The sequence below is a fragment of the Oryzisolibacter propanilivorax genome (genome assembly GCF_900103645.1).
Taxonomy (GTDB): Bacteria; Pseudomonadota; Gammaproteobacteria; order Burkholderiales; family Burkholderiaceae_C; genus Melaminivora; species Melaminivora propanilivorax.
The window spans coordinates 154,409-177,976 of the sequence record NZ_FNHP01000001.1 but is presented as its reverse complement, the minus strand read 5'-3'; the positions used below and the strand labels follow the sequence as shown (position 1 = coordinate 177,976).

The following is a 23,568-nucleotide window of genomic DNA, read 5'->3' as shown; positions in this document are numbered from 1 at the left end:
CGATTGTGGCATGGGGTTTTCCGGGTTTCTTCAGCGCAGCGCCCGGTAGATCTCCTCGGCCAGCGCCGGCGAGATGCCCTCCACCGTGGCCAGGTCCTGCACGCTGGCGTCCGCCACGCCGCGCACGCCGCCGAAGCGCTGCAGCAGCCGGGCACGCTTTTTCGGCCCCACGCCCGGGATGTCCTCTAGCCGGCTGCCGCCCACGCGCACCTTGGCGCGCGCCGCGCGCATGCCGGTGATGGCGAAGCGGTGCGCCTCGTCGCGGATCTGCGCCACCAGCATCAGCGCCGCCGAGTCGCGCCCGAGGAAGATCTTCGGGCGCCCGTCGGCGAACACCAGCTCCTCCAGCCCGACCTTACGGCCCTCGCCCTTTTCCACGCCGACGATGCGCGCGATGTCAAGCCCCAGCGCGGTGAACACCTCGCGCGCCATGCTGACCTGCCCCTTGCCACCGTCGATCAGCACCACGTCGGGCAGGCGCGCCTGGCGGTTGCTCACCTCGGCGCCGCCGGCCTCGCGCTGGGCTTCGGCGACGTGCGCGTAGCGCCGCGTGAGGACCTGGCGCATGGCGGCGTAGTCGTCGCCGGGCGTGATGCCCTCGATCTTGTAGCGCCGGTACTCGCTGTTTTGCATCTTGTGGTGGTGGAACACCACGCACGACGCCTGGGTCGCCTCGCCGGCGGTGTGCGAGATGTCGAAGCACTCGATGGTGATGCTGTCCAGGTTTTCCAGGTCCAGGTCCAGCACCTCGGCCAGCGCGCGCGTGCGTGCCTGCTGCGAGCCCTCCTCGGCCAGCAGCCGTGCCAGCTGGATTTCGGCGCCGCGCTGCGCCATCTCCAGCCAGGCGCGGCGCTGCTCGCGCGGCTGCTGCACGGCGGTGATGCGCTGCCCCGCCTGCTGGCCCAGGGCGGCCAGCAACTCGGGGTCCACCGGCTCGCTGACGATCAGTGTGGGCGGCACTGGCACACCGATGTAGTGCTGGGCGATGAAGGCGGCCAGCACCTGCGCCGCCACGCTGTGCAACCCGTCGGGCACGGGCACGTCATCCTCGGCGTGATGGATGGCCGCGGCGTCCTCGACATGCACCGGAAAGTACGCCCGGTCGCCCAGGTGTCGGCCGCCGCGCACCATCGCCAGATTGACGCAGGCGCGCCCGCCCTGCACGCGCACCGCCAGGATGTCCACGTCCTTGTCGCTCACCGTCTCGATGGCCTGCTGGTGCAGCACCCGCGACAGCGCCGCGATCTGGTTGCGCACCTCGGCCGCCTGCTCGAACTGCAGCTGCTGCGAATGTTCCAGCATGCGCGCCTCCAGCTGCGCCAGCAGTTCCTGCGTCTCGCCGCGCAGCATGGCCTCGGCGCTGGCGACGTCGGCGGCGTATGCGGGCGCGCTGATCAGGCCCACACAGGGCGCAGTGCAGCGCTTGATCTGGTGCAGCAGGCACGGGCGCGTGCGGTTGGCGAACACCGTGTCCTCGCAGGTGCGCAGGCGAAACACCTTTTGCAGCAGCTGGATGGTCTCCTTCACGGCCCAGGCACCGGGGTATGGGCCGAAGTAGCGGTGCCGCTTGTCGGTGCCGCCGCGGTAGTAGGCAATGCGCGGAAAGCGTTGGCCGGGCGCGTCGCCCGTGCCGTCCCGGGCGGCCACGCCGGTGATCTTCAGATACGGGTAGCTCTTGTCGTCGCGGAACAGGATGTTGTACTTGGGGTTCAGCGACTTGATGAGGTTGTTTTCCAGCAGCAGCGCCTCGGCCTCGGAGCGCACCACCGTGGTCTCCAGCCGCACGATCTTGCCGACCATGTGGCCGATGCGCGTGCCGCCATGCTGCTTGGTGAAGTAGCTGGAAACGCGCTTTTTCAGGTTGCGCGCCTTGCCCACGTACAGCAGCGTGTCCTGGGCGTCGAAGTAGCGGTAGACGCCCGGCAGGCCAGGTAGCGCCGCCACCTGGGCCAGCAGTTCATCGGAATGGGAAGCGGACATGGCGATATTGTGGTGGCAGCCATGCCTGCTTCTAAAACAATAGCTGCAGGCCCTTATTGGACAAGGGCCAAAGGCCTCAATCGCTTGAAAACCGGGGAAGGCGTTTCAGGACGGGCGGCGTGGCGGCGCGGTGCCAGGTGCCGCGATGCGTCGGCGCGGCGTGGTCGGCGCGGCCTCGACCATGCGCGCGCTGCGCGAGGCCGCGCCCTGCACCAGCTCGCCGATCAGCGCCGCCTCGGGCAGGTTGCGCCAGTAGTGCCGTGGCATCTCCCGGTGCATGGCGGCGGTCTTCAGGCGCGCGGGGTTGAAGATGTGGCGGTAGTAGGTCAGCCACAGGGCCTCGCCGGCGTCTGGCGGCGGGGCGTCGGCGCGTTGCGCCCCAGGCCCCAGGTGCAGGCGCGCGCCGTCCCAGCGCACGCTGGCATCGGGCGTCAGGATGGCCCAGCGCAGCTGCGTGAAGCGGCGCACGAAGAACGGCGCCGCCGCCTCGGCGATGTAATGCCGCGGCTCGAACCAGGCGACTTGCAGCGTCTGGTCATCCGCTTCGGTCACCGGGCGAAAGCGCACGAAGGCATGCATCTTGTGCAGGTCGCGCGCCACGGCGCGCGCCATGTGCTGGGCCTGCAGGCGGTCGGCGTCCAACGGGTCGTGGCGCAGCGCGGGCTCGTGCGCCAGGCGCCACAGCAGGCGGTACATGAGCGCGAAGCGCGCCGGGTCGCGGTGCAGCACCAGCCGCTGGCACAGGCGCACGAAGGCGGCGGGCACGTGCAGCGCCGCCACGCCAGGCGCTGGCAGGTGTCCGGCGCTCCCCTCCGCGCCAACGCCATGCGCTCCAGCGGGATGTGCCTCGGCGCCCGCCGCTGCCCCATCCTCGGCGGCGCGCGCCGCGCTACATGCCGGGGCACTGTTCCCGGCAGCCAGGGGCAGGCACGCGCCATCCGCCGCCTGCGCGAACAGGTCGATGTCGGCGTCTTGCGCGGTGCACCACTGCACCTGTGACGGCAGGACGCCCGCCTGCACCAGTGCACGCGCCGCGTGGCGAAAGCCCTGCCAGTCGGTGGGGTGCGCCAAAGTGACGGTATGCACAAACCCAGCCTTTCAGGCGAACAGCCGGCCCTGTACTGGCGGCGGCGCCAAGCGGGTGGCCAGGTCGGCGGCGTCCAGCGCGCGGCCGGGGCGATGGTCCAGGGTCTCGACGAAGTGCAGCACCTTCTTCATCGGCACCCGCAGCCGCACCAGGTCGGCGTGGCGCAGGCGGCGCACGCGGCGCGCGGCCAGCAGCCGGTCCACCGACGCCACGCCCAGGCCCGGCACGCGCAGCAGCAGCTCGCGCGGGGCGGCGTTGACGTTGACCGGAAAGCGTTCGCGGTGCGCCAGCGCCCAGGCGAGCTTGGGGTCCATGTCCAGCGCCAGCATGCCGCTCTGGGTGGGCGGCACGATCTCGCCATGGTCGAAGCCGTAGAAGCGCATCAGCCAGTCGGCCTGGTACAGCCGGTGCTCGCGCAAGAGCGGCGGCGCGGCCAGCGGCAGCGCGCGCGCGGCGTCGGGAATCGGGCTGAAGGCCGAGTAGTACACGCGCCGCAGCCGGTGCACGCCGTACAGGCCGGCGCTGGTGGCCAGGATGGTGCGGTCGTCGGTGGCGTCGGCGCCGACGATCATCTGCGTGCTCTGCCCGCCCGGCGCGAACGCCGGCGCCGCCGCGCGGCGCGTGCTGCGCCGGGCGTTGGCGCCGCCCAGCGACACGGCGGCCGGCGCGCGCTCCTGCTCGCGCCGCGCCTGGCGCGCGTCCGCGATATGGATGGCGATGCGCGCCATCGAGCGCTTGATGGCCACACCGTCCTTTTCGGGCGCCAGCGCCGCCAGGCCCGCCTGCGTGGGCAGCTCGATGTTGATGCTCAACCGGTCGGCGTAGCGGCCGGCGCGCTCCAGCAGTTCGGGCGCGGCGTCAGGGATGGTTTTCAGGTGGATGTAGCCGCGAAAGTCGTGCTCCTCGCGCAGCACGCGCGCCACCTCGACGACCTGCTCCATGGTGTAGTCCGGGCTCTGGATGATGCCGCTGGACAGGAACAGGCCCTCGATGCAGTTGCGTCGGTAGAAGTCCAGCGTGAGCCGTACCACCTCTTCCACCGCGAAGCGGGCGCGCCGCACGTTGGAGCTGACGCGGTTCACGCAGTACAGGCAGTCGTACTGGCAGTAGTTGGTCAGCAGCACCTTGAGCAGCGAGATGCAGCGCCCGTCCGGCGCATAGCTGTGGCAGATGCCCATGCCTTCGGTCGAGCCCATGCCGCGCCCGCCGACCGAGTCGCGCGGCGCGGCGCCGCTGGACGCGCACGAGGCGTCGTACTTGGCCGCGTCGGCCAGGATGGCGAGCTTGGATTGCAAATTCACTGTATGAATTTACAGGATTTCGCCCTTGGTCGCCAGCCGAACCACGTATCGCCCTGGCCCTTTTTGCTATTTTTCCGATAGCTTTTGGCCCTTCAAATACAAGGGCTGAAGGCCAAAAACACCCAAAACCTTCCGCGCCGCGGGGCGCCCGCCAGCTGGTGCTACTGCACCACGCCCTTGGCACGCAGCAGCGCGATCTGCCCGGGCGTCAGCCCGGCCTCGGCCAGCACCGCGTCGGTGTCTTCGCCCAGGCGCGGGGCGCTGGCGCGCACGCGCCCGGGCGTGCCCGAGAGCTTGGGCACGATGCCCGGCATCAGCAGCTCGCGCCCTTCGCGCGTGGTCTGTGTCAGCAGCATGTCGCGTGCGCGGTAGTGCGGGTCCTCGGCGATGTCGCGCGCGGTGTAGACCTTGCCGGCCGGCACGCGCGCGGCGGCCAGCTGCTGCACCACGTCCGCCACTTGGCGCGGGCCGGTCCAGGCAGCGATGGCCGCGTCGATCTCCTCCGCCCGCGCCACGCGCCCTGCATTGCCGGCCAGCTGCGGGTCGTCGGCCAGGTCTTGCCGCCCGATGGCGGCCATCAGCCGCTTGAAGATGCTGTCGCCGTTGCCGGCCACCAGCACCCAGCCGTCCTGGCAGGGGTAGGCGTTGGACGGCGCGATGCCCGGCAGCGCGCTGCCGGCCGGCTCGCGCACCGCGCCGAAGGCGCTGTACTCGGGGATCAGGCTTTCCATGCAGTTGAACACCGCTTCGTGCAGCGCCACGTCGATTACCTGGCCTGCGCCGCCGTGCGCCTTGCGGTGGTACAGCGCCAGCAGCACGCCGATGGTGCCGTGCAGCGCCGCCAGCGTGTCGCCGATGGACACGCCGACGCGCACCGGCACGCGCCCGGGCTCGGCCGTCAGGTGGCGCAGGCCGCCCATGGCCTCGCCCACCACGCCGAAGCCCGGCAGGTCGCGGTACGGCCCGGTCTGGCCGTAGCCGGAGATGCGCAGCACGATGAGGCCGGGGTTGAGCGCATGCAGCTGCTCGGGCGCCAGGCCCCAGCCCTCCAGCGTGCCGGGGCGGAAGTTCTCGATCAGCACGTCGGCCTCGGCGATCAGGCGCCGGGCGATGTCCTGGCCCTCCGGCTGGCGCAGGTCCAGTGCGACGGACTGCTTGTTGCGCGACTGCACCTGCCACCACACCGACGTGCCGTCCTGCAGCAAGCGCCACTGGCGCAGCGGGTCGCCCGTGCCCAGCGCCTCGATCTTGACCACGTCGGCGCCGAAGTCGCCCAGCGTCTTGCCGGCGAACGGGCCGGCGATCAACTGGCCCATCTCGACGACGCGCACACCGGCCAGGGCCTGGGGCGCGGAGGGACTGGAAACATCGGGGCGAAGGTCTTGGGCCATGGGCATCGCGGCAGGGGCCGGCAGTGGGACAAAGGGGCGCGCGGCATCTTGCCATGCGGGGCGTGCCGATAATCACCGCCGCCATGGCTTCCAGCGTCATTTCACCTGTGCCCTTGCCCGCCTCATCGCCCCGGCCAGCCGCCGGCGGCCCGGCCCAGCGCTGGGACATCCTCTGCCGCGTCATCGACAACTTCGGCGACATCGGCGTGTGCTGGCGCCTGGCGGCGCAGCTGGGCGCGCGCGGCCATGCCGTGCGGCTGTGGACCGACGACGCCAGCGCGCTGGCCTGGATGGCGCCGAGCGGCGCGCCAGGCGTGCGGGTGCTGCCTTGGCCGGCGGACCACGACGCGCCCGCGGACGGCCCAGGCGATGTGGTGGTCGAGGCCTTCGGCTGCGAGACCCCGCCCGGCTTCGCCGCCGCCATGGCCGGGCGCGCCCGCACGCACGGCCGCGCGCCGCTGTGGCTGAACCTGGAATACCTGTCGGCCGAAGGCTATGTCGAGCGCTGCCACGGCCTGCCCTCGCCCGTGGGCAGTGGCGCGGGCGCGGGACTGACGCGCTGGTTCTTCTATCCCGGCTTCACGCCGCGCACCGGCGGGCTGCTGCGCGAGGACGACCTGGCCGCGCGCCAGGCGGCGTTCGACCGCGCGGGCTGGCGCGCGGCGCGCGGCGTGGCGCCGCACGCGCTGGCCGTCAGCCTGTTTTGCTACGAACCGCCGGCGCTGGCGAATCTGGTGCAGCAGCTACGGGACGGACCACGTCCGGCGCACCTGCTGGCAACACCCGGCCGTGCTGCGGCGGCGCTGGCGGCACTTCACCCTGGCGTCCTGGACTTGCTCCCTCTCCCCGCTGGGGGAGAGGGCGGGGGTGAGGGGGTGGCAACTGGCACCCGGCCTGCCCTGGACCAGCCCCCTCACCCCGGCCCTCTCCCGCGCGCGGGAGAGGGAGAAAGACCCCAAAAAGCGCCGATTGCAAGCCAAAACGGGCCTCAGCCCTTGAACGGCAAGGGCTGGCAGCTATCAATTTCATGCCTGCCGCATTGCCCCCAGCCCCGCTTCGACGAGTTGCTCTGGGCCTGCGACCTGAACTTCGTGCGCGGCGAGGACTCGCTGGTGCGCGCGCTCTGGGCCGGCCAGCCCTGCGTCTGGCAGATCTACCCGCAGCACGACGACGCGCACCACGCCAAGCTGCACGCCTTCCTGGACTGGCTGGACGCGCCGGCCTCGCTGCGCCGCGCGCACCTGGCCTGGAACGGGCTGGCGGCGCCGCGGGAACTGCCGCTGCTGGCGGCAGCCACGCTGGCCGACTGGCGCGCGTGCATCCAGGCGGCGCGCGATCGCCTGATGCGGCAACCGGACTTGTTGACCCAACTGCTGGGTTTCGCCGGGCAGAAAAGCTAGAATTGCCGGCTTTGCGCCATCCCTGGCAGCGCCACACGTCTTGCGGCCGCTGCCGCCGGCGCCCCCCGCCGCTTTACTTGGACGCGCCGGGGTGACTCAGGCAGGTCCTGCCGGTTTCGCCCCGCCCCGTGCGAGCGGCCCAACCTCCACTTTTCTCAGGCCAAGCCATGAAACTCGCTCAAGAAATCCGCGCCGGCAACGTCATCATGCAGGGCAAGGACCCGATGATCGTCCTACGCACCGAATACGCCCGCGGCGGCCGCGGCGCCGCCACCGTGCGCATGAAGCTCAAGGGCCTGCTCAACAACATGGGCACCGAGCTGGTCTACAAGGCCGACGACAAGATCGACAACGTGGTGCTGGACAAGAAGGAGTGCACCTACTCCTACTTCGCCGACCCGATGTACGTCTGGATGGACACCGAGTACAACCAGTACGAGGTCGAGGCCGGCAACATGGGCGACGCCATCAGCTTCCTGGAAGACGGCATGACCGCCGAAGTGGTGTTCTACGACGGCAAGGCCATCTCGGTGGAGCTGCCCACCAGCGTCGAGCGCGAGATCACCTGGACCGAGCCGGCCGTCAAGGGCGATACCTCGGGCAAGGTGCTCAAGCCCGCCAAGATCGCCACCGGCTTCGAGGTGCCGGTACCGCTGTTCGTGTCGCAGGGCGACAAGATCGAGATCGACACCCGCACCGGCGAGTACCGCAAGCGCGTGTAATCCACCCCGCAGCGCCAGCGCGCGGCCCATCCGCCGCGCACTGCCACTTGCCTACAGGCCCCGCCCGTGCGGGGCCTGTTTGTTTTCGGGCAACTGCAGGCCGCTGGCCGGTCTGCCACGGGCGGGCAGCGGGCGCTGGCCCGGCGCCGGCTAGCCACTATCACGCCGGCCGGATGGCGCCGGCGCCGGTCCGGGCTATGGTGGCTGAATGTCCGGAACCGCCCTGTTCGCCCGTATATCCCGGGTTCCAAGCAGCGCCTGGCTGGTAGCCGCAGTGCTGCTGCTCGCCGCCAACCTGCGCGCGCCCATCACCGGCGTGGCGCCGCTGCTGGACGTGCTGCAAACCGCATTCACCCTCTCACCGGCGCAGGCCGGGCTGCTGACCAGCCTGCCGGTGCTGGCGTTTGCGCTGCTGTCGCCGTTCGCGCCGGCATGTGGCAAGGCCTGGGGGCTGGAGCGCACCCTGCTGCTCGGCCTGGTGCTGGTGTTGCTGGGGCTGGTGCTGCGCGCCACTGGCGGGCTGGCGGGCCTGTACCTGGGCACCTGCCTGATGGGTGCCGGCATCGCGTTGGCCAACGTATTGCTGCCCAGCCTGATCAAGCGCGACTTTCCGGACAGCGTGGCGGCCATGACCAGCGCCTACTCGATCAGCATGGGGCTGGCGGCGGCGCTGGCATCGGCCAGCGTGGTCGGGCTGGACCGCACCTGGGGCTGGCAGTGGGCGCTGGCGGCGCCGCTGCTGCTGGCCCTGCCGGCGCTGGTGTTGTGGGCCCGCGTGCCTCGCCTGCCCGCTCCGGCGGCGCAAGCCGCGGCTGCCCGGCAGTCCGCCGCAGCCGTCTTCGTGCCGGTGTGGCGCTCGCGCCTGGCGTGGCAGGTCAGCCTGTTCATGGGGTTCAGCTCGCTGCTGTACTACGTGCTGGTGACCTGGCTGCCCAGCATGCTGAAGGCCGCCGGCCTGTCGCCGCAGGCAGCCGGGCAGCTGCACGGCGTGATGCAGCTGGCCACCGCGATTCCCGGCCTGCTGCTGGCGCCGGTGGTGCCGCGCCTGCAGGACCAGCGCCTGCTGGCCGCGGGCGTGGCGGCGCTGATGGGCGGCTGCGCGCTGGGCCTGTGGTGGCTGCCGCAGGCCGCGTTGCTCTGGACCTTCGGCTTTGGCCTGGGGCTGGGCGGCAGCATGCTGCTGTCGCTGATGTTCATGGGCCTGCGCACCGGCAGCCCCGGTCAGGCGGCCGCGCTGTCGGGCATGGCGCAGACGCTGGGCTACCTGCTGGCCGCCGGCGGCCCGATCCTGGCCGGTTGGGTGCAGGCCGTCTGGGGTGGCTGGGCGCCGGTGCTGGCAGGCATGGCGGCCTTGAGCGTGCTGATCGGCTGGCTGGGCATGCAGGCCGGCCGCGGCTGGACGCTGGCGCAGGACGCGGCCGCGCGGCACCACCTCTGACGGGCGCGCCGCGCAGCGCTGTCAGTCAGACCGGCAGGCCCACCAGATCGTGGCCCTGCGTGCCGACGATGCGCGCGCGCACGAACTCGCCGGCCTTGTAGGTCTTGCTGAGCTTTTCCGGCGGCATCAGGTGCACCAAGCCGTCGATCTCGGGCGCGTCGGCATAGCTGCGGCCCACGCCGCCCTTCTTACCCAGGCCCACGGCCTTGTCGACCAGCACCTGCATGGTGCTGCCCACGCGCTGCGTCAGGCGCTGGGTGGAGACTTCCTCGGCCACCGCCATGAAGCGCGCGCGGCGCTCCTCGCGCAGCGCCTGCGGCACCATGCCGGGCAGGTCATTGGCCGTGGCGCCGGGCACGTCGCTGTAGGCGAAGCAGCCGGCGCGGTCGATCTGCGCCTCGCGCACGAAATCCAGCAGGTGCTGGAACTCCTCCTCGGTCTCGCCGGGGAAGCCAGCGATGAAGGTGCTGCGGATGACCAGCTGCGGGCAGGCGTCGCGCCAGCGCTGGATGCGCTCCAGGTTCTTCTCGCCGCTGGCCGGGCGCTTCATGCGCTTGAGGACATCCGGATGGCTGTGCTGCAGCGGCACGTCCAGGTAGGGCAGCACCAGGCCGTCGTTCATGAGCGGGATCAGGTCGTCCACGCTGGGGTACGGGTAGACGTAGTGCAGCCGCACCCAGGCGCCGTGTTCCTTGGCCAGTTCGCCCAGGGCCTGCACCAGCTCCTGGGTGCGCGTGCGCACCGGCTTGCCGTCCCAGAAGCCCGTGCGGTACTTCACGTCCACACCGTACGCGGAGGTGTCCTGGCTCACCACCAGCAGCTCCTTCACGCCGCCGGCGAACAGCGCGCGCGCCTCGTTCAGCACATCGCCGATCGGGCGCGAGACCAGGTCGCCGCGCATCGACGGGATGATGCAGAAGGTGCAGCGGTGGTTGCAGCCCTCGCTGATCTTCAGGTACGCGTAGTGGCGCGGCGTGAGCTTGATGCCGGCCTCGCCGAACGCGCCGGGCACCAGGTCGAGGAACGGATCGTGCGGCTTGGGCAGGTTGCGGTGCACCGCGTCCATGACCTCCTGCGCGGCATGCGGGCCGGTCACGGCCAGCACGCTGGGGTGCACGTCCTGGATCAGCGTGCCGCCGTCCTTGCCCGCCTTGGCGCCCAGGCAGCCGGTGACGATGACGCGGCCGTTGTCGGCCAGCGCCTCGCCGATGGTGTCCAGGCTCTCGCGCACCGCGTCGTCGATGAAGCCGCAGGTGTTGACGATCACCAGGTCCGCGCCCTCGAAGGTCTTGGACGTCTGATAGCCCTCGGCCGAGAGCTGGGTCAGGATGAGTTCGGAATCGGTGAGGTTCTTCGGACAGCCCAGGCTGACGAAGCCGATCTTGGGCGCCTGCGCGGGGGTGGGGGGAGGATTCAGGGTGGGGGCATGTGCGTCGCTCATCGCCCGTATTTTCCCAGAGCCGGGAAAACCGGCGCGCGCCGCATGCCATGCGGCGCCGGCGCCGGGCCTGTCAGCGCTTTTTCATGCCGAACGCCTCCAGCATCTGGTCGGTCTGGCGCTGCATCTGCTCACCCATCTGCGCGAAGGCGGTTTGCGATTGCTCGGCGTAGCTGCCCATCCAGTTCTTCATCAGCGGCGAGTTCAGCTGCATGAATTGCGCCCACTTCTCGGGCGACAGGCCCTGCGCCTGCTCGGCCAGGCGCGACTGGAACTCGCTGAACATCTGCACGTTCTTTTCCAGGTAGGCGCCCATGTAGCCCTGCATGGCGTGGCCGTAGAAACGGATGATGTTTGCCAGCGCCGTCTCGCTGAACATGGGCGCGCCGCCGGCTTCCTCCTCCAGGATGATCTGCAGCAGGATGCTGCGCGTCAGGTCATCGCCGGTCTTGGCATCGCGCACCATCACGGCCTCACCGCCGATGACCAGCTGCTTGACCTCGGCCAGCGTGATGTAGGTGGAGGTGGTGGTGTCGTACAGCCGCCGGTTGGGGTACTTCTTGATGATGCGCTCGCGCGGCGTCGCGGCCGGGCTGGGCTCGTCGCTGGGGTCGTGGTTCTGGTCTGGCACCGGGAATCCTTGTGGGACCTGGCAGCGCACGGCGCCGGGCAGGTGGGTTATTGCAGTGCAGCAGATTCTAGGCAGGCGCCTGGCGGCAGCGCTGGCTGGAATACCCTAGCTGGTTCGTGTGCAGCCTGGCGCGGGCGGCCAAGGCCCGGCATCGGCCGGATGCTGGCGCCTGGAGGCCTGCACGAACGCGAATGTTTCACTACAGTTGCGGCCCTCAAGCCCGGGCGCGCCGTCATGCAGCGGCGCCGCCGCCAAGAACAGTTCCCTGAAGGAGATCCATCCCATGGCCGACCGCCATTCCTGGCCCGCCCCTGCCTTGCCCCCTGCCCGCGCCACGCGGCGCCAGGCTCTGGCCGCGCTGGGCGCTGCCGCTGCCGCCTGCTCGCCCCTTGCCGCGCGCGCAGCGCCGACCACGCTGCAGTGCGCCGGCGCCTATGCCGACAGCCTGTTCCACACCCGCAACCTGCAGCAGTTCGCGCGCCAGGCCAGCCAGTCCAGCCAGGGTGCGGTTCAGGTCGAGGTGGTCGCCAACGCCAAGCTGATGCCGATGAAGCAGGTGTTGGCGGCGCTCGGCAGCGGCGACCTGGCCATGGGCGAGATCTTCATGTCCAACTTCGCGCAGGAGCTTCCGCTGCTCGGCGTTGATTCCCTGCCCTTCATCGTGCGCAGCTTCGACGACGCCAAGCGGCTGTGGAACGTCACGCGCCAGCCGATTTCGGCGCTGCTGCACAAGCAGGGCATCCGTGTGCTGTACACCGCGCCCTGGCCAGGCCAGGGCCTGTATGCCCGCGCGCCGGTCAACCGGCTGGAGGACCTCAAGGGCCAGAAGTTGCGCGTCAACAACGGTGCCACCACCTTCATGGCCAAGGCCGCGGGCGCCACGCCGGTCGACATCCCGGCCAACAACCTGGCCCGGGCCATCCAGGACGGCGAGGTGGACGCCATGGTCACCTCCAGCACCACCGGCGTGGACAGCCAGTCCTGGAATGCGCTGGGCGTGTTCGTCGACATGCGCGCCTGGATCCCGAAGAACCTGGTGCTGATGAGCGAGAAACGCTGGGCCGCGCTGCCCGAGACCGCGCGGCAGGCGCTGCAGGCGGCGGCCAGCGACGCCGAGGCGCGCGGCTGGCAGCTGGCGCAGGACGCGGACGACGCCGCGCAGCGCATCCTGGCCAGCCATGGCACCAAGATCACCCAGCCCAGCTACGAGCTGCGCCGTTCGCTGGACCTGCTGGGCGAGCGCTTCGCGCGCGACTGGTCCGGCAAGGTGGGCGTGGATGGCGCGCGCGTGCTGATCGACTACTACGCCGGCGCGCACAAGGGCTGACCACCAGCCGGGGCCTGCCGTCGTCGGCCACGGGCTGGGCAGCACGGCCTGGCCCATGCCGTCCAGCGGCTGGCGCCTAACGCCCGCCTTGCGGCCGCAGGCCGTTCGCTGGCGGCCCCCCGCGCTCTGGCCTTTCCTACAATCGCCCTCCATGCCGCACGTCCTCGCCATCTGCCTGGGCGCCAGCGCCGGCGCCCTGGCGCGCTGGCGCCTGGCGCTGTGGCTGAACACGCCGGGCGCGGCGCTGCCCTGGGGCACGCTGGCGGCCAACCTCATCGGCGGTTACCTCATCGGCCTGGCGCTGGCCATGCTGCAGGCGCTGCCGCAGCTGGACCCGGCCTGGCGGCTGCTGCTGGTCACCGGCTTTCTGGGCGCGCTGACGACCTTCTCGACGTTTTCCGCCGAGGTCCTGGGCCTGCTACTGCAGGGCCGGCTGGGCCTGGCGCTGGGAGTGACGCTGGCGCATGTGGCGGGCTCGCTGCTGACCGCTTGGGCCGGGCTGCACAGCGGTAACTGGATTTGGCGCGGCGCCTGATTCGCGCTACTTCTTTCATAGCTGCATGTCCTTGAACGACAAGGACCAGCGGCCAAAATCACGTAAATTCCCCTTTATGGACGCCAATACCAACCTGCAGGACAGCCGCTTGGCCGACGCCTGGGCCGAGCTGCACAACTACTCCGTTAACGGCAACCCGCTGAAGGCGGATTCGTACCGCCTGGCCTTCGCCGACCCGGAGTTCCTGCTGCGCCGCGAAACGCGCGGCATCCGTTTTCAGCTGGAGCTGCTGAAACCCGACCTGGGCCAGACCGCGCAGGGCATCGAGAGCACCATCGTGGTCTACGGCAGCGCGCGCTTCCTGGCCCCCGAGGACGCTGAGCGCCTGCTGCAGGAGGCGCGCGCCAGCGGCGACGCCGAGCGCATCGCGCTGGCCGAGCGCGCGCTGCGCGGCAGCAGTTACTACCAGGCCGCGCGCCAGTTCGCCGCGCTGGTGGCCGAGTACAGCGAGGCCCGCCCGCCGGCGGAGCGCATGTACATCTGCACCGGCGGCGGCCCCGGCATCATGGAAGCTGCCAACCGCGGCGCGCACGAGGCCGGCGCGCCCAATGTGGGCCTGAACATCACCCTGCCGCACGAGCAGAGCGGCAACCGCTACATCACGCCGTCGCTGTCGTACAAGTTCCACTACTTCGCGATGCGCAAGATGCACTTCATGATGCGTGCCAAGGCGCTGGTGGTGTTCCCGGGTGGCTTCGGCACCATGGACGAACTGTTCGAGGTGCTGACCCTGGTGCAGACCACCAAGTCCAAGCCGCTGCCCATCGTGCTGTTCGGCAGCGCCTTCTGGCGCGCGTTGATCAACTTCGACGTGATGCTGGAGCACGGCACCATCTCGCCGGCCGACCTGTCGCTGTTCCGCATCACCGACGACCCGGCCGAGGCCTGGGACATCATCCGCACGTTCTACCGGCTGTAGGCGCCGCAGCCGCGCGTCGTCAGGTACGCAGCCGCCGGGCCAGCCCCGACCCCAGCCCAACACCCGCGCCCAGCAACCAAAACAGTCCGCCCACCCCGACCACTGCGCCCAGGCTGCCCAGCAGCAGGGGCATGGCAACGCTGGAGGCATTGATGGCCATGGCGCGCAGGCCCAGCGCCTCGCCGTGGCGGTGCTCGGGGGTGATCTGGTGCAGCAGGCTCATGACCATGGGCTGGACCGACCCCAGCGCCAGGCCCAGCAGCAGCGAGCAGGCGCCCATCGCCAGCGCGCCCGGCAGCAACGGATAGGCACCGAACAGCAGCGCCGCCGATACCATGGCGCCCGCCACCACGTCGGCCTCGCGCAGGCGCTCGGCGATCAACGGGATCAGCACCCGCACGGCCGCCGCCGCGACCGCGAACGCGCCCAGGATCGAGCCGATGACGGAGGCTGGCAGTCCGCGCTCGTGGCCCAGCAGCGGCACCACGAAGGTGTGCACGTCCCAGCACGACGACAGCAGCCAGTTGACCAGCAGCAGCCGGCGAAAGCGCGCATCGGTCAGCAAATCCCAGGAGCGCTGGCGCGCGCCGCCCACGGCCGCGGCCACTGGTGGCAGCTCGTGCACCGCGCGCACCAGCGCCCAGGTCACCAGTGGCAGCAGCGCCATCAGCGCGAACGCAGCGCGAAAACCCCCCAGGCTGGCGGGCTGCGCACCAGCGTGGTCGATCAGCAGCCCGGCGCAGAACGGCCCGATGAAGTTGGACACCGCCGGGCCGATGGCCAGCCAGCTGAACACGCTGCGCAGCTGCGTCGCACCGTGCGCCGCGCGGCCGACGTGGCGCTGCAGCGCGATGCCGGCCACGCCCGTGGCGCCGCCGGTCAGCAGCGCGGCGACGCACAGCGCCGGCAGCACCGGCCACGCCAGCGCCAGCGCCGAGCCGCTACTGGCCGCCAGAACCGCCAGGCGCACAGGGCGGCGCAGCCCGTGCCGGTCGGCATAGCGCCCGGCCGGCAACGCCAAGAACACCTGGGCCAGCGCGAACAGCGCCAGCAGGAAGCCGACCTGCGCCGCGCCATGGCCGCGCTGCAGCGCCAGCAGCGGCGCGGCCATGCGCAGGCCGGTCATGGCGGCATGGATGCAGACCTGGGCGGCGATCAGGCGGCCCAGGGTGCGCGGCGTCACCGGGGCGGTGCCTGCGGCGCCGGCCTGGCTCATGCGGCGCGCCACGCGCGGCGGCTCATGCGTCCTGGGTTTCCGGGTCGGCCTCGGGTGCCAGGTCGATCTCGCCCTGCGCCAGCGCCTGGTTCAGCACCGCACTGGCTGCTGCCGCCTGCTCGGGCGCCGGCAACTCCTGCACGTCGCGCAGGCGCCGCTGGATGGCGCGGGTGCGCACCCCCACCTGCTCGAACTTCTTGGCCGCCGCGTCGATGCTCTTGCGCGTGGCCTCGACGACCTCGCCGAACTTGGCGAACTCGGTCTTGACCTGGCCGAGCACGCCCCAGACTTCGGACGAGCGCTTCTCGATGGCCAGCGTCTTGAAGCCCATCTGCAGGCTGTTGAGCATGGCCGCCAGGTTGGCGGGGCCGGTGATCATCACGCGGCATTCGTTCTGCACCGCCTCGACCAGGCCCGGGCGGCGCATGACCTCGGCGAACAGCCCCTCGGTGGGCAGGTACAGCACGGCGAAGTCGGTGGTGTGCGGCGGCGAGACGTACTTGGCCGAGATCTTCCTGGCCTCCAGGCGGATGGACGTCTCGAAGGCATTGCCGGCCGATAGCATCAGCGCCTTGTCGGCGGCGTCGTGCGCGTCCAGCAGGCGCTGGTAGTGCTCGACAGGATATTTCGAGTCGATGGGCAGCCATACCGGGTGCTCGTCGTTGCGTCCCGGCAGGCGGATGGCGAACTCGACCAGGTCCTCGCTGCCGGGCATGGTCTTGACGTTCTTCGCGTACTGCTCGGGGGTCAGCACGTTGTCGATGATCATGCCCAGCTGCAGCTCGCCCCAGGTGCCGCGCGACTTCACGTTGGTCATGACGCGCTTCAGGTCGCCGACGCTGCCAGCCAGGGTCTGCATCTCGCCCAGGCCCTTGTGCACCTGCTCCAGCCGGTCGCTGACCAGCTTGAAGGATTCGCCCAGTCGCTGCTCCAGCGTGGACTGCAGCTTTTCGTCCACCGTGCGGCGCATTTCCTCCAGGCGCGCGGCGTTGTCGCTCTGGATGGCCGCCAGGCGCTCGTTCAGCGCGCCGCGCAGGGCGTCCGCATTGTGCTGGCTGCCCTGCGCCAACTCGGCCAGCTGGCGCGTATTGCCGGCCAGCTGGTCTTTCAGCGCCTCGGCCATGGCCGACAGCTGGGTGTGGATGTCCCCCTTGAGCGCCTGCAGCGTGCCCTGCGTGGACAGTCCCAGCGCATCGAAGCGCTCCTGGATGCGCTGGCCGAACGCCTGGGTGCTGTCGGCGATGGCCTCGCGCGAGCGCGTGCTGCCGTCGGTCAGCGCCTGGGTGGTCTGCGCCAGTTCGGCGCGAAACGCCGCCAGCGCGTCGGACAGCTCCTTGCGCCCTGCCGCCGCGTCGGCGCGAGACTGGCCCAGCTGCTGCTCCAGGCGCGACTGCAGGGCGGCGAACGCGGTCTGCAGCTCGCCGCGGCTGGAGCGCGACTCGGCCGCGGCCTGCGCCAGGCGCTCGTCCAGCAGCGCCTGCGTGGTCTGGGTGAAGCCGCGCAGCTGCTGATCCATGGCGGCCAGTGCGCCGTCGTTGCGCGCCACCGCCAGCTGCGTGGCCTGCACCGCCGCCTCGACGCTCTTGAGCTGCTGCAGCCAGGCATCGGGCAGCTGCAGGCGCGGTGCGCGCAGCAGCAGCGCGCCCAGCAGCAGCACGATCAGCACCAGCAGGGCCAGCACGGCAAACATGTCCATCCAGATTCTCGCTATGTTTTCAGTAGCTGCATGCCCATGTGAATCAAGGGCCAGCAGCCAATTTCATTCAAACTTTGTGCTTGCCGGCGTGTTCACGGGGGTGAGCGCCCAGCCCTGCGTGAAGAAAGCGATCAGATTGTCCGCCGCCAGATTCGCCATGGCCAGCCGCGTGGGCACGGTGGCGCTGGCGATGTGCGGGGTCAGCACCACGTTGGGCACCTGCAGCAGGCCGGGGTGCACGGCGGGCTCGCTCTCGAACACGTCCAGCCCGGCGGCGGCGATGCGCCGCTCGGCCAGCGCCTGCGCCAGCGCCGCGTCGTCGACGATGCCGCCGCGGGCGATGTTGATGAGCGTCGCCGTGGGCTTCATGCGCGCCAGTTCGGCCGCGCCGATGGCGTGGTGCGACTCGGGCGTGTAGGGCAGCACCAGCACCAGGTGGTCGGCCTCGGCAAGCAGCTGGTCCTTGTCCACATAGCTGGCGCGGCACTCGGCCTCCAGCTCGGCGGCCAGGCGCGAGCGGTTGTGGTAGATGACGCGCATGCCGAAGCCGTGCGCGCCGCGCCGGGCGATGCCCTGGCCGATGCGCCCCATGCCCAGGATGCCCAGGGTGCTGCCGTGCACCTCGCTGCCGGCGAACATGTCGTAGCTCCAGTTCTTCCACAGGCCGGCACGCAGGTAGTGCTCGGACTCGGTCATGCGCCGCGCCGTGGCCATCAGCAGCGCGAAGCCGAAGTCGGCGGTGGTCTCGGTCAGCACGTCGGGGGTGTTGGTGCCCTGCACGCCGGCGGCGGTCATGGCCGGCACGTCGAAGTTGTTGTAGCCCACCGCCATGTTGGCGACGATCTTCAGGCGCGGGCAGGCTGCCAGCAGCGGCGCGTCGATGCGCTGGCCGCCGGTGGTCAGCACGCCGTCCTTGTCCTGCAGCTGCGCGGCCAGTTGCTGCGCGTTCCACTGCACGTCGTCGTCGTTGGCCTGCACCTCGAAGTGCTGCGACAGGCGCTGCACCACCTCGGGGAAGATGCGGCGGGCAATCAGGATGCGGGGCTTGGAGGAAGGCATGCGATAGGCTTTCGTGCAGCGGCTGTCAGCGCAGCCAGATGAAGGTGATGGCGATGAACAGCGGCATCAGGATGCCGAACGACCACAGCATGTAGCCGAAGAAGCTGGGCATCTTCACGCCGCGGTCCTCGGCGATGGCCTTGACCATCAGGTTGGGCGCGTTGCCGATGTAGGTGTTGGCGCCCATGAAGACCGAACCGGCCGAGATGGCGGCCAGCGTCGCCGCCTGCGCGGTCATCAACGTCACCGGGTCGCCGCCGGCAGTGTTGAAGAACACCAGATAGGTCGGCGCGTTGTCCAGGAAGGACGAAAGCAGCCCGGAAGCCCAGAAGTACATCGCCGGGTCGGGCGAGCCGTCCGGGCGGGTGACGGCGGCGACGATCGCACCGAACGGGCCATTGACGCCAGCCTTGAGCATGGCGATCACCGGGATGATGGTCAGGAAGATGCCGGCGAACAGCTTGGCCACCTCCTGCATCGGGCCCCAGTTGAACTGGTTGTCCTCGTGCACCTGGCGCGGAGTCAGCGCCAGCGACACCAGCGTGACCAGCACCAGGCCGGCGTCGCGCACCAGGCCGGGCAGGCCGACCGGCGTGCCCAGCACGTCCCACTGCACGTCGCTCTTCCACACGCCGCTCATCAGCACCAGCGCGACGACGGCGCCGAGCAGCGCGAAGTTGATTTTGCCGTCGAAACCGAAGGCCTGTGGCGGCGTGTCGGGCGTCGGGTCGGTGGGCAGGCGCTCGCCGCTCGCCCGCCACAGCCAGCTGTCGAGCACAAAGAACAGCGCCAGCAGCACGCCGACGATGAACAGCGTCTCGGGCCAGATGTGCTGCAGCGTCCAGAAGAAGGACACGCCCTTCAGGAAGCCCAGGAACAGCGGCGGATCGCCCAGCGGCGTGAGCGAGCCGCCGGCGTTGGAGACGATGAAGATGAAGAACACCACCACGTGCGTGACATGCCTGCGGCCGTCGTTGGCGCGGATCAGCGGGCGGATCAGCAGCATCGACGCGCCGGTGGTGCCCATGAAGCTGGCCAGCACCGCGCCGATGGCCAGGATGGCGGTGTTCAGACCGGCGCTGCCATGCAGGTTGCCGCGGATGAAGATGCCGCCGGCCACGGTGAACAGCGCCGTCAGCAGGATCACGAACGGCAGGTACTCGGCCACCAGCGCGTGCACGAAGCCGGCCGCCGCCGTGCCCGCGCCGAAGACCACCGCGAAGGGCAGCAGGAAGGCCAGCGCCCAAGCCGCCGTCACCTTGCCGAAGTGGTGGTGCCAGAAATGCGGCGCCAGCAGTGGCACCAGCGCGATGGACAGCAGCACGCCGGCGAACGGCACGCCCCACAGCACGGACAGCTGGCTGCCGTCGATGTCCGCGGCCGTGGCCAGGGCAGGCGTCAGGAACAACGCGGCCAGGGCCAGCGCACGCATGGGCTTCATCGATTGAACTCCTTGGATGGATCTTGTTGAGGAATGGGTAGACACCGGCGCGTGACGCCGGGCCGGGCACGGCGCCCCGCCGGCGCGGGTCACGTCGGGCTGGGGATGTCGAACACTTGGCGCAGGTAGGCCAGGTATTTCTCGTCGTCGCACATGCTCTTGCCGGGCGCGTCGGACAGCTTGGCCACCGGCTGGCCGTTGCAGCGCGTCATCTTGATGACGATCTGCAGCGGCTCGTACCCCAGGTCATTGGTCAGGTTGGTGCCGATGCCGAAGGCCAGCAGGCAGCGGCCGTGGAACTGGCGGTGCAGCTCGATGATGCGCGGCACCGTCAGGCCGTCGCTGAAGATCAGCGTCTTGGTCAGCGGATCGACACGGTTGTCGCGCAGGTGCTGCAGCATGCGCTCGCCCCAGGCGAACGGGTCGCCCGAGTCGTGCCGCGCGCCGTCGAACAGCTTGCAAAAATACAGGTCGAAGTCGCGCAGGAAGGCATTCATGCCATACACGTCGGACAGCGCGATCCCCAGGTCGCCGCGATACTCCTTGGCCCACATCTCGAAGCCGAAGACCTGGGTGTCGCGCAGGCGCGGGCCCAGGGCCTGGCAGGCCTGCAGATACTCGTGCGCCATGGTGCCCAGGGGCGTCAGGCCCAGCTTCATGGCGTACAGCACGTTGCTGGTGCCGGCCAGCTGCGCCGGCGCGCGCTCGCGCAGCACGCGCAGCACCTCCTCGTGCCAGGCGCGCGAGAAGCGCCGGCGCGTGCCGTAATCGGCGATCTTCAGACCCTCCAGACCGTTGGCCTGCAACTGCGCCATCTTGGTGTCCAGGCGGCGGCGCCCTTCCTCGAAGTCCGGCTGGCGCCGGGTGTTGCGAAAGTACACCTCGTTGACGATGGCCAGCACCGGGACCTCGAACAGGATGGTGTGCAGCCAGGGACCGGCGATGGCGATGTCGATCTCGCCCGATGGCAAGGCGGTGACGCGGATGTACTTTTCGTTCAGCCGGAACAGCCCGAGGAAATCGACGAAGTCGCTCTTGATGAAGCGCAGCGAGCGCAGGTAGTTCAGCTCCGCGTCCTGGAAGCGCAGGCTGCACAGGGCGCGAATCTCCTCACGAATCTCGCTGACGAACGGCGCCAGCTGCACGCCCGGGTTGCGGCACTTGAAGCGGTATTCGACCTGGGCGCCGGGAAACTGGTGCAGCACCACCTGCATCATGGTGAACTTGTACAGGTCGGTGTCGAGCAGGCTGGAGATGATCATGGAGCAAGCGGGCGCGCGCGGCGCCGGGCGGCAGGGTGTTCGGCGACGCGGCTCGCGGCGCTCCGGCAGGAGGGAGGTCGATTGTTGCACCATCGCCCGGCGCGAAGCGGCGCCGGGGGCTTCACCCGGGCAAGCACAGCGGCGCCAGCACTTGGCGCAGCCGGTCCGGCAGCGGCCGCGGGCGCCGGTCGTCGCGCCCGACATAGACATGCACGAAATGACCGGCGGCGGCCGTGAGCGGCGCGCCCTGCGCGAACAGCCCGACCTCGTAGCGCACGCTGCTGCGACCCAGGTGCGCCACGCGCAGGCCGGCCTCGACGGTCTGCGGGAAGGCCAGCGGCGCGAAGTAGTGGCACTGTGTCTCGACCACCAGGCCGATAGTCTCGCCGTGGTGGATGTCCAGCGCGCCCTGCTCTATCAGCAAGCCGTTCACCGCCGTGTCGAACCAGGCGTAGTAGACGACGTTGTTGACGTGGCCATAGAGGTCGTTGTCGCCCCAGCGGGTGCCGATGCTGCGAAAGGCGGCATAGCGGCTGCGCGGCTGCGGCGTGGGCCGGCCGGATGGCGCGGACGGGGGTTCGGAGGGTTGCCGGGCACTCATGGGCCGACGATTGTGCCAGCGGCAGGGTTTGGGCCTTTTCCTGCTGACCACGCGGCTTGCGCCCTCGTCCGGCAGTATTTTGCTGCACCGCAACAAAAAACTTGCACGCCTGCGGAAAGTACGTACAATCGAGTCCATGCTGCACTGCAACATAAGTTCCTGGTCCAGGGGCAGTCAGAGCAGCCATCTCAACCGCCCGGATTCGCGGGCATTCCTTTGGAGAGAAGACATGACGCTGACCCAAGAACAACTGCTGGCATCGCAAAAAGCCCACCTGGAAACCCTGTTCGGCCTGACCAACAAGGCCTTCGAAGGCGTGGAAAAGCTGGTCGAACTGAACGTGGCCGCTTCGCGCGCCGCCCTGAACGAGGCCTCCACCCACGCTCAGGCCGTGCTGGCTGCCAAGGACGTGCAGCAGCTGCTGTCGCTGCAAGCCAGCCAGTTCCAGCCCCTGGCCGAGAAGGCCGTGGCCTACAGCCGCCACCTATATGACATCGCCTCGGGCACCAGCGCCGAGTTCGGCAAGGCCTTCGAAGCCCAGGCCGCCGAGATCCAGCGCAACTTCGGCAGCTTCGTGGACACCGCCACCAAGAACGCCCCCGCCGGCTCCGAGACTTCCGTGGCCGTGCTGAAGAGCGCCGTGTCCGCCGCCAACAACGCCTTCGAGTCGGTGCAAAAGGCCGTCAAGCAGGCCAGCGACGTCGCCGAAGCCAACTTCAGCGCCATGGCCAACAGCACCATGCGTGCCACCGCCACCGCCACCGCCGCTGCCGATGTTGCCAACGCACAACGCAAGCGTTGATCGCACACAATCGCAGGGTTTACCCGTATAATCGACACCATTGATTCGAAGCCCTCGAATCACCCAGTTGTCTCCTTGGATCCTCTCGAAACTCGGTTTCCGGATCCTTTCAAGCCCGGTCCCTGACCGGGCTTTTTTTTGCCCAGCCAAAAAATGGGCGCCGTCACGCGGCGCCCTTGTCGTTGGGCGATCGCAGTCAGGCCGCTTCGGGCAGCGACACGTCCTGCAGCGCCCAGCGCGGGCGCACGTCGAACTGATAGTCGCGCCGCGGCTGCTCCAGCCCGGCCTGCAGGCGCATGGCGGCGGCCATGGCGATCATGGCGCCGTTGTCGGTGCACAGGTGCAGCTCGGGATAGTGCACGCGCACGCCGCGCTGGGCGCAGGCGGCATCCAGCTGCGTGCGCAGCAGCCGGTTGGCGCCCACGCCGCCGGCCACCACCACGCGCTGCAGGCCACTTTGGACCAGGGCCGCCAGGGTTTTCTTGACCAGCACCTCGACGATGGCCGCCTGCGTACTGGCCGCCAGGTCGGCGCTGCGCGCGGGCAAGGCGTCGCCCAGCTTGCGCGCCTGGGTCAGCACGGCCGTCTTCAGGCCGGCGAAGGAAAAATCCAGATCGCCGCTGTGCAACAGCGGGCGTGGCAGCCTGAAGGCGGTCGCATCGCCCTGCTCGGCCAGGCGCGACAGCGCCGGCCCGCCGGGATAGCCCAGTCCGAGCAGCTTGGCCGACTTGTCGAAGGCTTCGCCGGCAGCGTCGTCGATGGTCTCGCCCAGCAGCGCGTAGCGGCCGACGCCATCCACGCGCATCAGCTGCGTGTGCCCGCCGGAGACCAGCAGCGCGACGAAGGGAAACTGCGGTGGATCGGCGCTCAGGAACGGCGACAGCAGGTGCCCCTCCAGGTGGTGCACGCCCAGCACTGGGCGCTCCAGCGCCGATGCCAGGGCGCAGGCCACGCCGGCGCCGACCAGCAGCGCGCCGGCCAGACCCGGGCCGCGCGTATACGCCACCACGTCCACCTGCGCCAGGCTCGCGCCGGCCTCGGCCAGCACGGCTTCGGTCAGCGGCAGCACGCGGCGGATGTGGTCGCGGCTGGCCAGCTCGGGCACCACGCCGCCGTAGGCCTGGTGCATCTCCACCTGGCTGTGCAGCGCGTGCGCCAGCAGCGTGGGCACGGCGCCAGGGTGCGTTCGCACCAGGGCCACGCCGGTTTCGTCGCAGGAAGATTCGATGCCCAGGATCAGCTCGCTCATCCCGGCGAGTGTAGGGCCGCGCGCCGCATGGAGCAGGCGCGCGCCGGCACGT

Annotated in this window: 20 protein-coding genes; 7 read left to right on the top strand and 13 right to left on the bottom strand. The window is 70.1% G+C overall.

Annotated elements, in window-relative coordinates; genetic code table 11:
* Positions 1–30: 30 nt before the first annotated feature.
* From uvrC to BLQ61_RS00765, 4 genes are all read right to left on the bottom strand, one after another.
* A complete protein-coding gene (gene uvrC, locus BLQ61_RS00780) occupies positions 31–1,980 on the bottom strand; it encodes an excinuclease ABC subunit UvrC (protein ID WP_091565482.1) in 1,950 nt (649 codons plus the stop codon).
* A 105-nt stretch (positions 1,981–2,085) separates the two neighbouring features.
* The gene (locus BLQ61_RS00775; protein WP_091565479.1) at positions 2,086–3,066 is read right to left on the bottom strand and encodes a TIGR03915 family putative DNA repair protein; all 981 of its coding nucleotides are present in this window, start codon (positions 3,064–3,066) and stop codon (positions 2,086–2,088) included.
* Positions 3,067–3,078: 12 nt separating this feature from the next.
* The gene (locus tag BLQ61_RS00770) at positions 3,079–4,368 is read right to left on the bottom strand and encodes a putative DNA modification/repair radical SAM protein (protein WP_091565476.1); all 1,290 of its coding nucleotides are present in this window, start codon (positions 4,366–4,368) and stop codon (positions 3,079–3,081) included.
* 161 nt (positions 4,369–4,529) lie between these two features.
* Positions 4,530–5,759, bottom strand: a complete 1,230-nt coding sequence (locus BLQ61_RS00765; protein ID WP_091566422.1) for a CaiB/BaiF CoA transferase family protein — start codon at positions 5,757–5,759, stop codon at positions 4,530–4,532.
* Between the two features lie 83 nt (positions 5,760–5,842).
* On the opposite strand from BLQ61_RS00765, the gene BLQ61_RS17490 reads away from it, so the two are divergent.
* The 3 genes from BLQ61_RS17490 (at position 5,843) to BLQ61_RS00750 (ending at position 9,319) form a co-directional block, all read left to right on the top strand.
* Complete coding sequence (locus tag BLQ61_RS17490) at positions 5,843–7,159, top strand: elongation factor P maturation arginine rhamnosyltransferase EarP (protein ID WP_245703749.1); 1,317 nt, start codon at positions 5,843–5,845, stop codon at positions 7,157–7,159.
* A 167-nt stretch (positions 7,160–7,326) separates the two neighbouring features.
* Positions 7,327–7,881: an elongation factor P gene (gene efp, locus BLQ61_RS00755; RefSeq protein WP_091565473.1), complete on the top strand. Its 555-nt coding sequence runs from the start codon at positions 7,327–7,329 to the stop codon at positions 7,879–7,881.
* Between the two features lie 208 nt (positions 7,882–8,089).
* A complete protein-coding gene (locus BLQ61_RS00750) occupies positions 8,090–9,319 on the top strand; it encodes an MFS transporter (protein ID WP_091565471.1) in 1,230 nt (409 codons plus the stop codon).
* A 25-nt stretch (positions 9,320–9,344) separates the two neighbouring features.
* Here the strand turns inward: BLQ61_RS00750 and rimO are convergent, their stop codons facing one another.
* Together rimO and phaR are read right to left on the bottom strand one after the other, a co-directional pair.
* Entirely contained in the window at positions 9,345–10,760 is a 1,416-nt protein-coding gene (gene rimO / locus BLQ61_RS00745) for a 30S ribosomal protein S12 methylthiotransferase RimO (protein ID WP_091565468.1), read from the bottom strand.
* Positions 10,761–10,830: 70 nt separating this feature from the next.
* The gene (phaR, locus tag BLQ61_RS00740) at positions 10,831–11,388 is read right to left on the bottom strand and encodes a polyhydroxyalkanoate synthesis repressor PhaR (protein WP_091565466.1); all 558 of its coding nucleotides are present in this window, start codon (positions 11,386–11,388) and stop codon (positions 10,831–10,833) included.
* Positions 11,389–11,671: 283 nt separating this feature from the next.
* Between phaR and BLQ61_RS00735 the strand changes: the two genes are divergently transcribed.
* From BLQ61_RS00735 to BLQ61_RS00725, 3 genes are all read left to right on the top strand, one after another.
* On the top strand, positions 11,672–12,715 hold the full coding sequence (locus BLQ61_RS00735) for a TRAP transporter substrate-binding protein (RefSeq protein WP_091565463.1): 1,044 nt from the start codon (positions 11,672–11,674) through the stop codon (positions 12,713–12,715).
* A 151-nt stretch (positions 12,716–12,866) separates the two neighbouring features.
* Entirely contained in the window at positions 12,867–13,250 is a 384-nt protein-coding gene (crcB, locus tag BLQ61_RS00730) for a fluoride efflux transporter CrcB (RefSeq protein ID WP_091565461.1), read from the top strand.
* Between the two features lie 76 nt (positions 13,251–13,326).
* A complete protein-coding gene (locus tag BLQ61_RS00725) occupies positions 13,327–14,190 on the top strand; it encodes an LOG family protein (protein ID WP_091565458.1) in 864 nt (287 codons plus the stop codon).
* Between the two features lie 19 nt (positions 14,191–14,209).
* On the opposite strand, the gene BLQ61_RS00720 is transcribed toward BLQ61_RS00725, so the two are convergent.
* The 6 genes from BLQ61_RS00720 to BLQ61_RS00695 form a co-directional block, all read right to left on the bottom strand.
* Positions 14,210–15,406, bottom strand: a complete 1,197-nt coding sequence (locus BLQ61_RS00720) for an MFS transporter (protein ID WP_091565454.1) — start codon at positions 15,404–15,406, stop codon at positions 14,210–14,212.
* A gap of 22 nt (positions 15,407–15,428) precedes the next feature.
* The gene (locus BLQ61_RS00715) at positions 15,429–17,102 is read right to left on the bottom strand and encodes a DNA recombination protein RmuC (RefSeq protein WP_175488179.1); all 1,674 of its coding nucleotides are present in this window, start codon (positions 17,100–17,102) and stop codon (positions 15,429–15,431) included.
* 63 nt (positions 17,103–17,165) lie between these two features.
* Complete coding sequence (locus BLQ61_RS00710) at positions 17,166–18,161, bottom strand: 2-hydroxyacid dehydrogenase (RefSeq protein ID WP_091565449.1); 996 nt, start codon at positions 18,159–18,161, stop codon at positions 17,166–17,168.
* Between the two features lie 25 nt (positions 18,162–18,186).
* Positions 18,187–19,602 carry a sodium:proton antiporter gene (locus BLQ61_RS00705; RefSeq protein ID WP_091565446.1) on the bottom strand — a complete coding sequence of 472 codons (1,416 nt, stop codon included), beginning with the start codon at positions 19,600–19,602 and terminating at the stop codon, positions 18,187–18,189.
* An 89-nt stretch (positions 19,603–19,691) separates the two neighbouring features.
* Positions 19,692–20,864: a nicotinate phosphoribosyltransferase gene (pncB, locus tag BLQ61_RS00700; RefSeq protein WP_091565443.1), complete on the bottom strand. Its 1,173-nt coding sequence runs from the start codon at positions 20,862–20,864 to the stop codon at positions 19,692–19,694.
* Between the two features lie 121 nt (positions 20,865–20,985).
* Positions 20,986–21,465: an acyl-CoA thioesterase gene (locus BLQ61_RS00695; RefSeq protein ID WP_091565440.1), complete on the bottom strand. Its 480-nt coding sequence runs from the start codon at positions 21,463–21,465 to the stop codon at positions 20,986–20,988.
* A 229-nt stretch (positions 21,466–21,694) separates the two neighbouring features.
* Here BLQ61_RS00695 and BLQ61_RS00690 point away from each other — a divergent pair, with 229 nt between their 5' ends.
* Positions 21,695–22,267 (top strand): phasin family protein, encoded by a 573-nt coding sequence (locus BLQ61_RS00690; protein ID WP_091565438.1) that lies wholly within the window; start codon positions 21,695–21,697, stop codon positions 22,265–22,267.
* A 196-nt stretch (positions 22,268–22,463) separates the two neighbouring features.
* Here the strand turns inward: BLQ61_RS00690 and tsaD are convergent, their stop codons facing one another.
* The gene (gene tsaD / locus BLQ61_RS00685) at positions 22,464–23,516 is read right to left on the bottom strand and encodes a tRNA (adenosine(37)-N6)-threonylcarbamoyltransferase complex transferase subunit TsaD (RefSeq protein ID WP_091565435.1); all 1,053 of its coding nucleotides are present in this window, start codon (positions 23,514–23,516) and stop codon (positions 22,464–22,466) included.
* Positions 23,517–23,568 lie beyond the last annotated feature (52 nt).

Bases quoted from the DNA above. Each gene is read 5' to 3' on its own strand.
- BLQ61_RS00695 (WP_091565440.1), bottom strand. From the start codon at position 21,465: ATGAGTGCCCGGCAACCCTCCGAACCCCCGTCCGCGCCATCCGGCCGG.
- BLQ61_RS00765 (WP_091566422.1), bottom strand. From the start codon at position 5,759: ATGGCCCAAGACCTTCGCCCCGATGTTTCCAGTCCCTCCGCGCCCCAG.
- BLQ61_RS00750 (WP_091565471.1), top strand. From the start codon at position 8,090: ATGTCCGGAACCGCCCTGTTCGCCCGTATATCCCGGGTTCCAAGCAGC.
- BLQ61_RS17490 (WP_245703749.1), top strand. From the start codon at position 5,843: ATGGCTTCCAGCGTCATTTCACCTGTGCCCTTGCCCGCCTCATCGCCC.
- BLQ61_RS00715 (WP_175488179.1), bottom strand. From the start codon at position 17,102: ATGGACATGTTTGCCGTGCTGGCCCTGCTGGTGCTGATCGTGCTGCTG.
- BLQ61_RS00735 (WP_091565463.1), top strand. From the start codon at position 11,672: ATGGCCGACCGCCATTCCTGGCCCGCCCCTGCCTTGCCCCCTGCCCGC.
- BLQ61_RS00690 (WP_091565438.1), top strand. From the start codon at position 21,695: ATGACGCTGACCCAAGAACAACTGCTGGCATCGCAAAAAGCCCACCTG.
- BLQ61_RS00725 (WP_091565458.1), top strand. From the start codon at position 13,327: ATGGACGCCAATACCAACCTGCAGGACAGCCGCTTGGCCGACGCCTGG.
- pncB (WP_091565443.1), bottom strand. From the start codon at position 20,864: ATGATCATCTCCAGCCTGCTCGACACCGACCTGTACAAGTTCACCATG.
- BLQ61_RS00705 (WP_091565446.1), bottom strand. From the start codon at position 19,602: ATGAAGCCCATGCGTGCGCTGGCCCTGGCCGCGTTGTTCCTGACGCCT.
- uvrC (WP_091565482.1), bottom strand. From the start codon at position 1,980: ATGTCCGCTTCCCATTCCGATGAACTGCTGGCCCAGGTGGCGGCGCTA.
- crcB (WP_091565461.1), top strand. From the start codon at position 12,867: ATGCCGCACGTCCTCGCCATCTGCCTGGGCGCCAGCGCCGGCGCCCTG.
- rimO (WP_091565468.1), bottom strand. From the start codon at position 10,760: ATGAGCGACGCACATGCCCCCACCCTGAATCCTCCCCCCACCCCCGCG.
- BLQ61_RS00720 (WP_091565454.1), bottom strand. From the start codon at position 15,406: ATGAGCCAGGCCGGCGCCGCAGGCACCGCCCCGGTGACGCCGCGCACC.
- tsaD (WP_091565435.1), bottom strand. From the start codon at position 23,516: ATGAGCGAGCTGATCCTGGGCATCGAATCTTCCTGCGACGAAACCGGC.
- BLQ61_RS00710 (WP_091565449.1), bottom strand. From the start codon at position 18,161: ATGCCTTCCTCCAAGCCCCGCATCCTGATTGCCCGCCGCATCTTCCCC.
- efp (WP_091565473.1), top strand. From the start codon at position 7,327: ATGAAACTCGCTCAAGAAATCCGCGCCGGCAACGTCATCATGCAGGGC.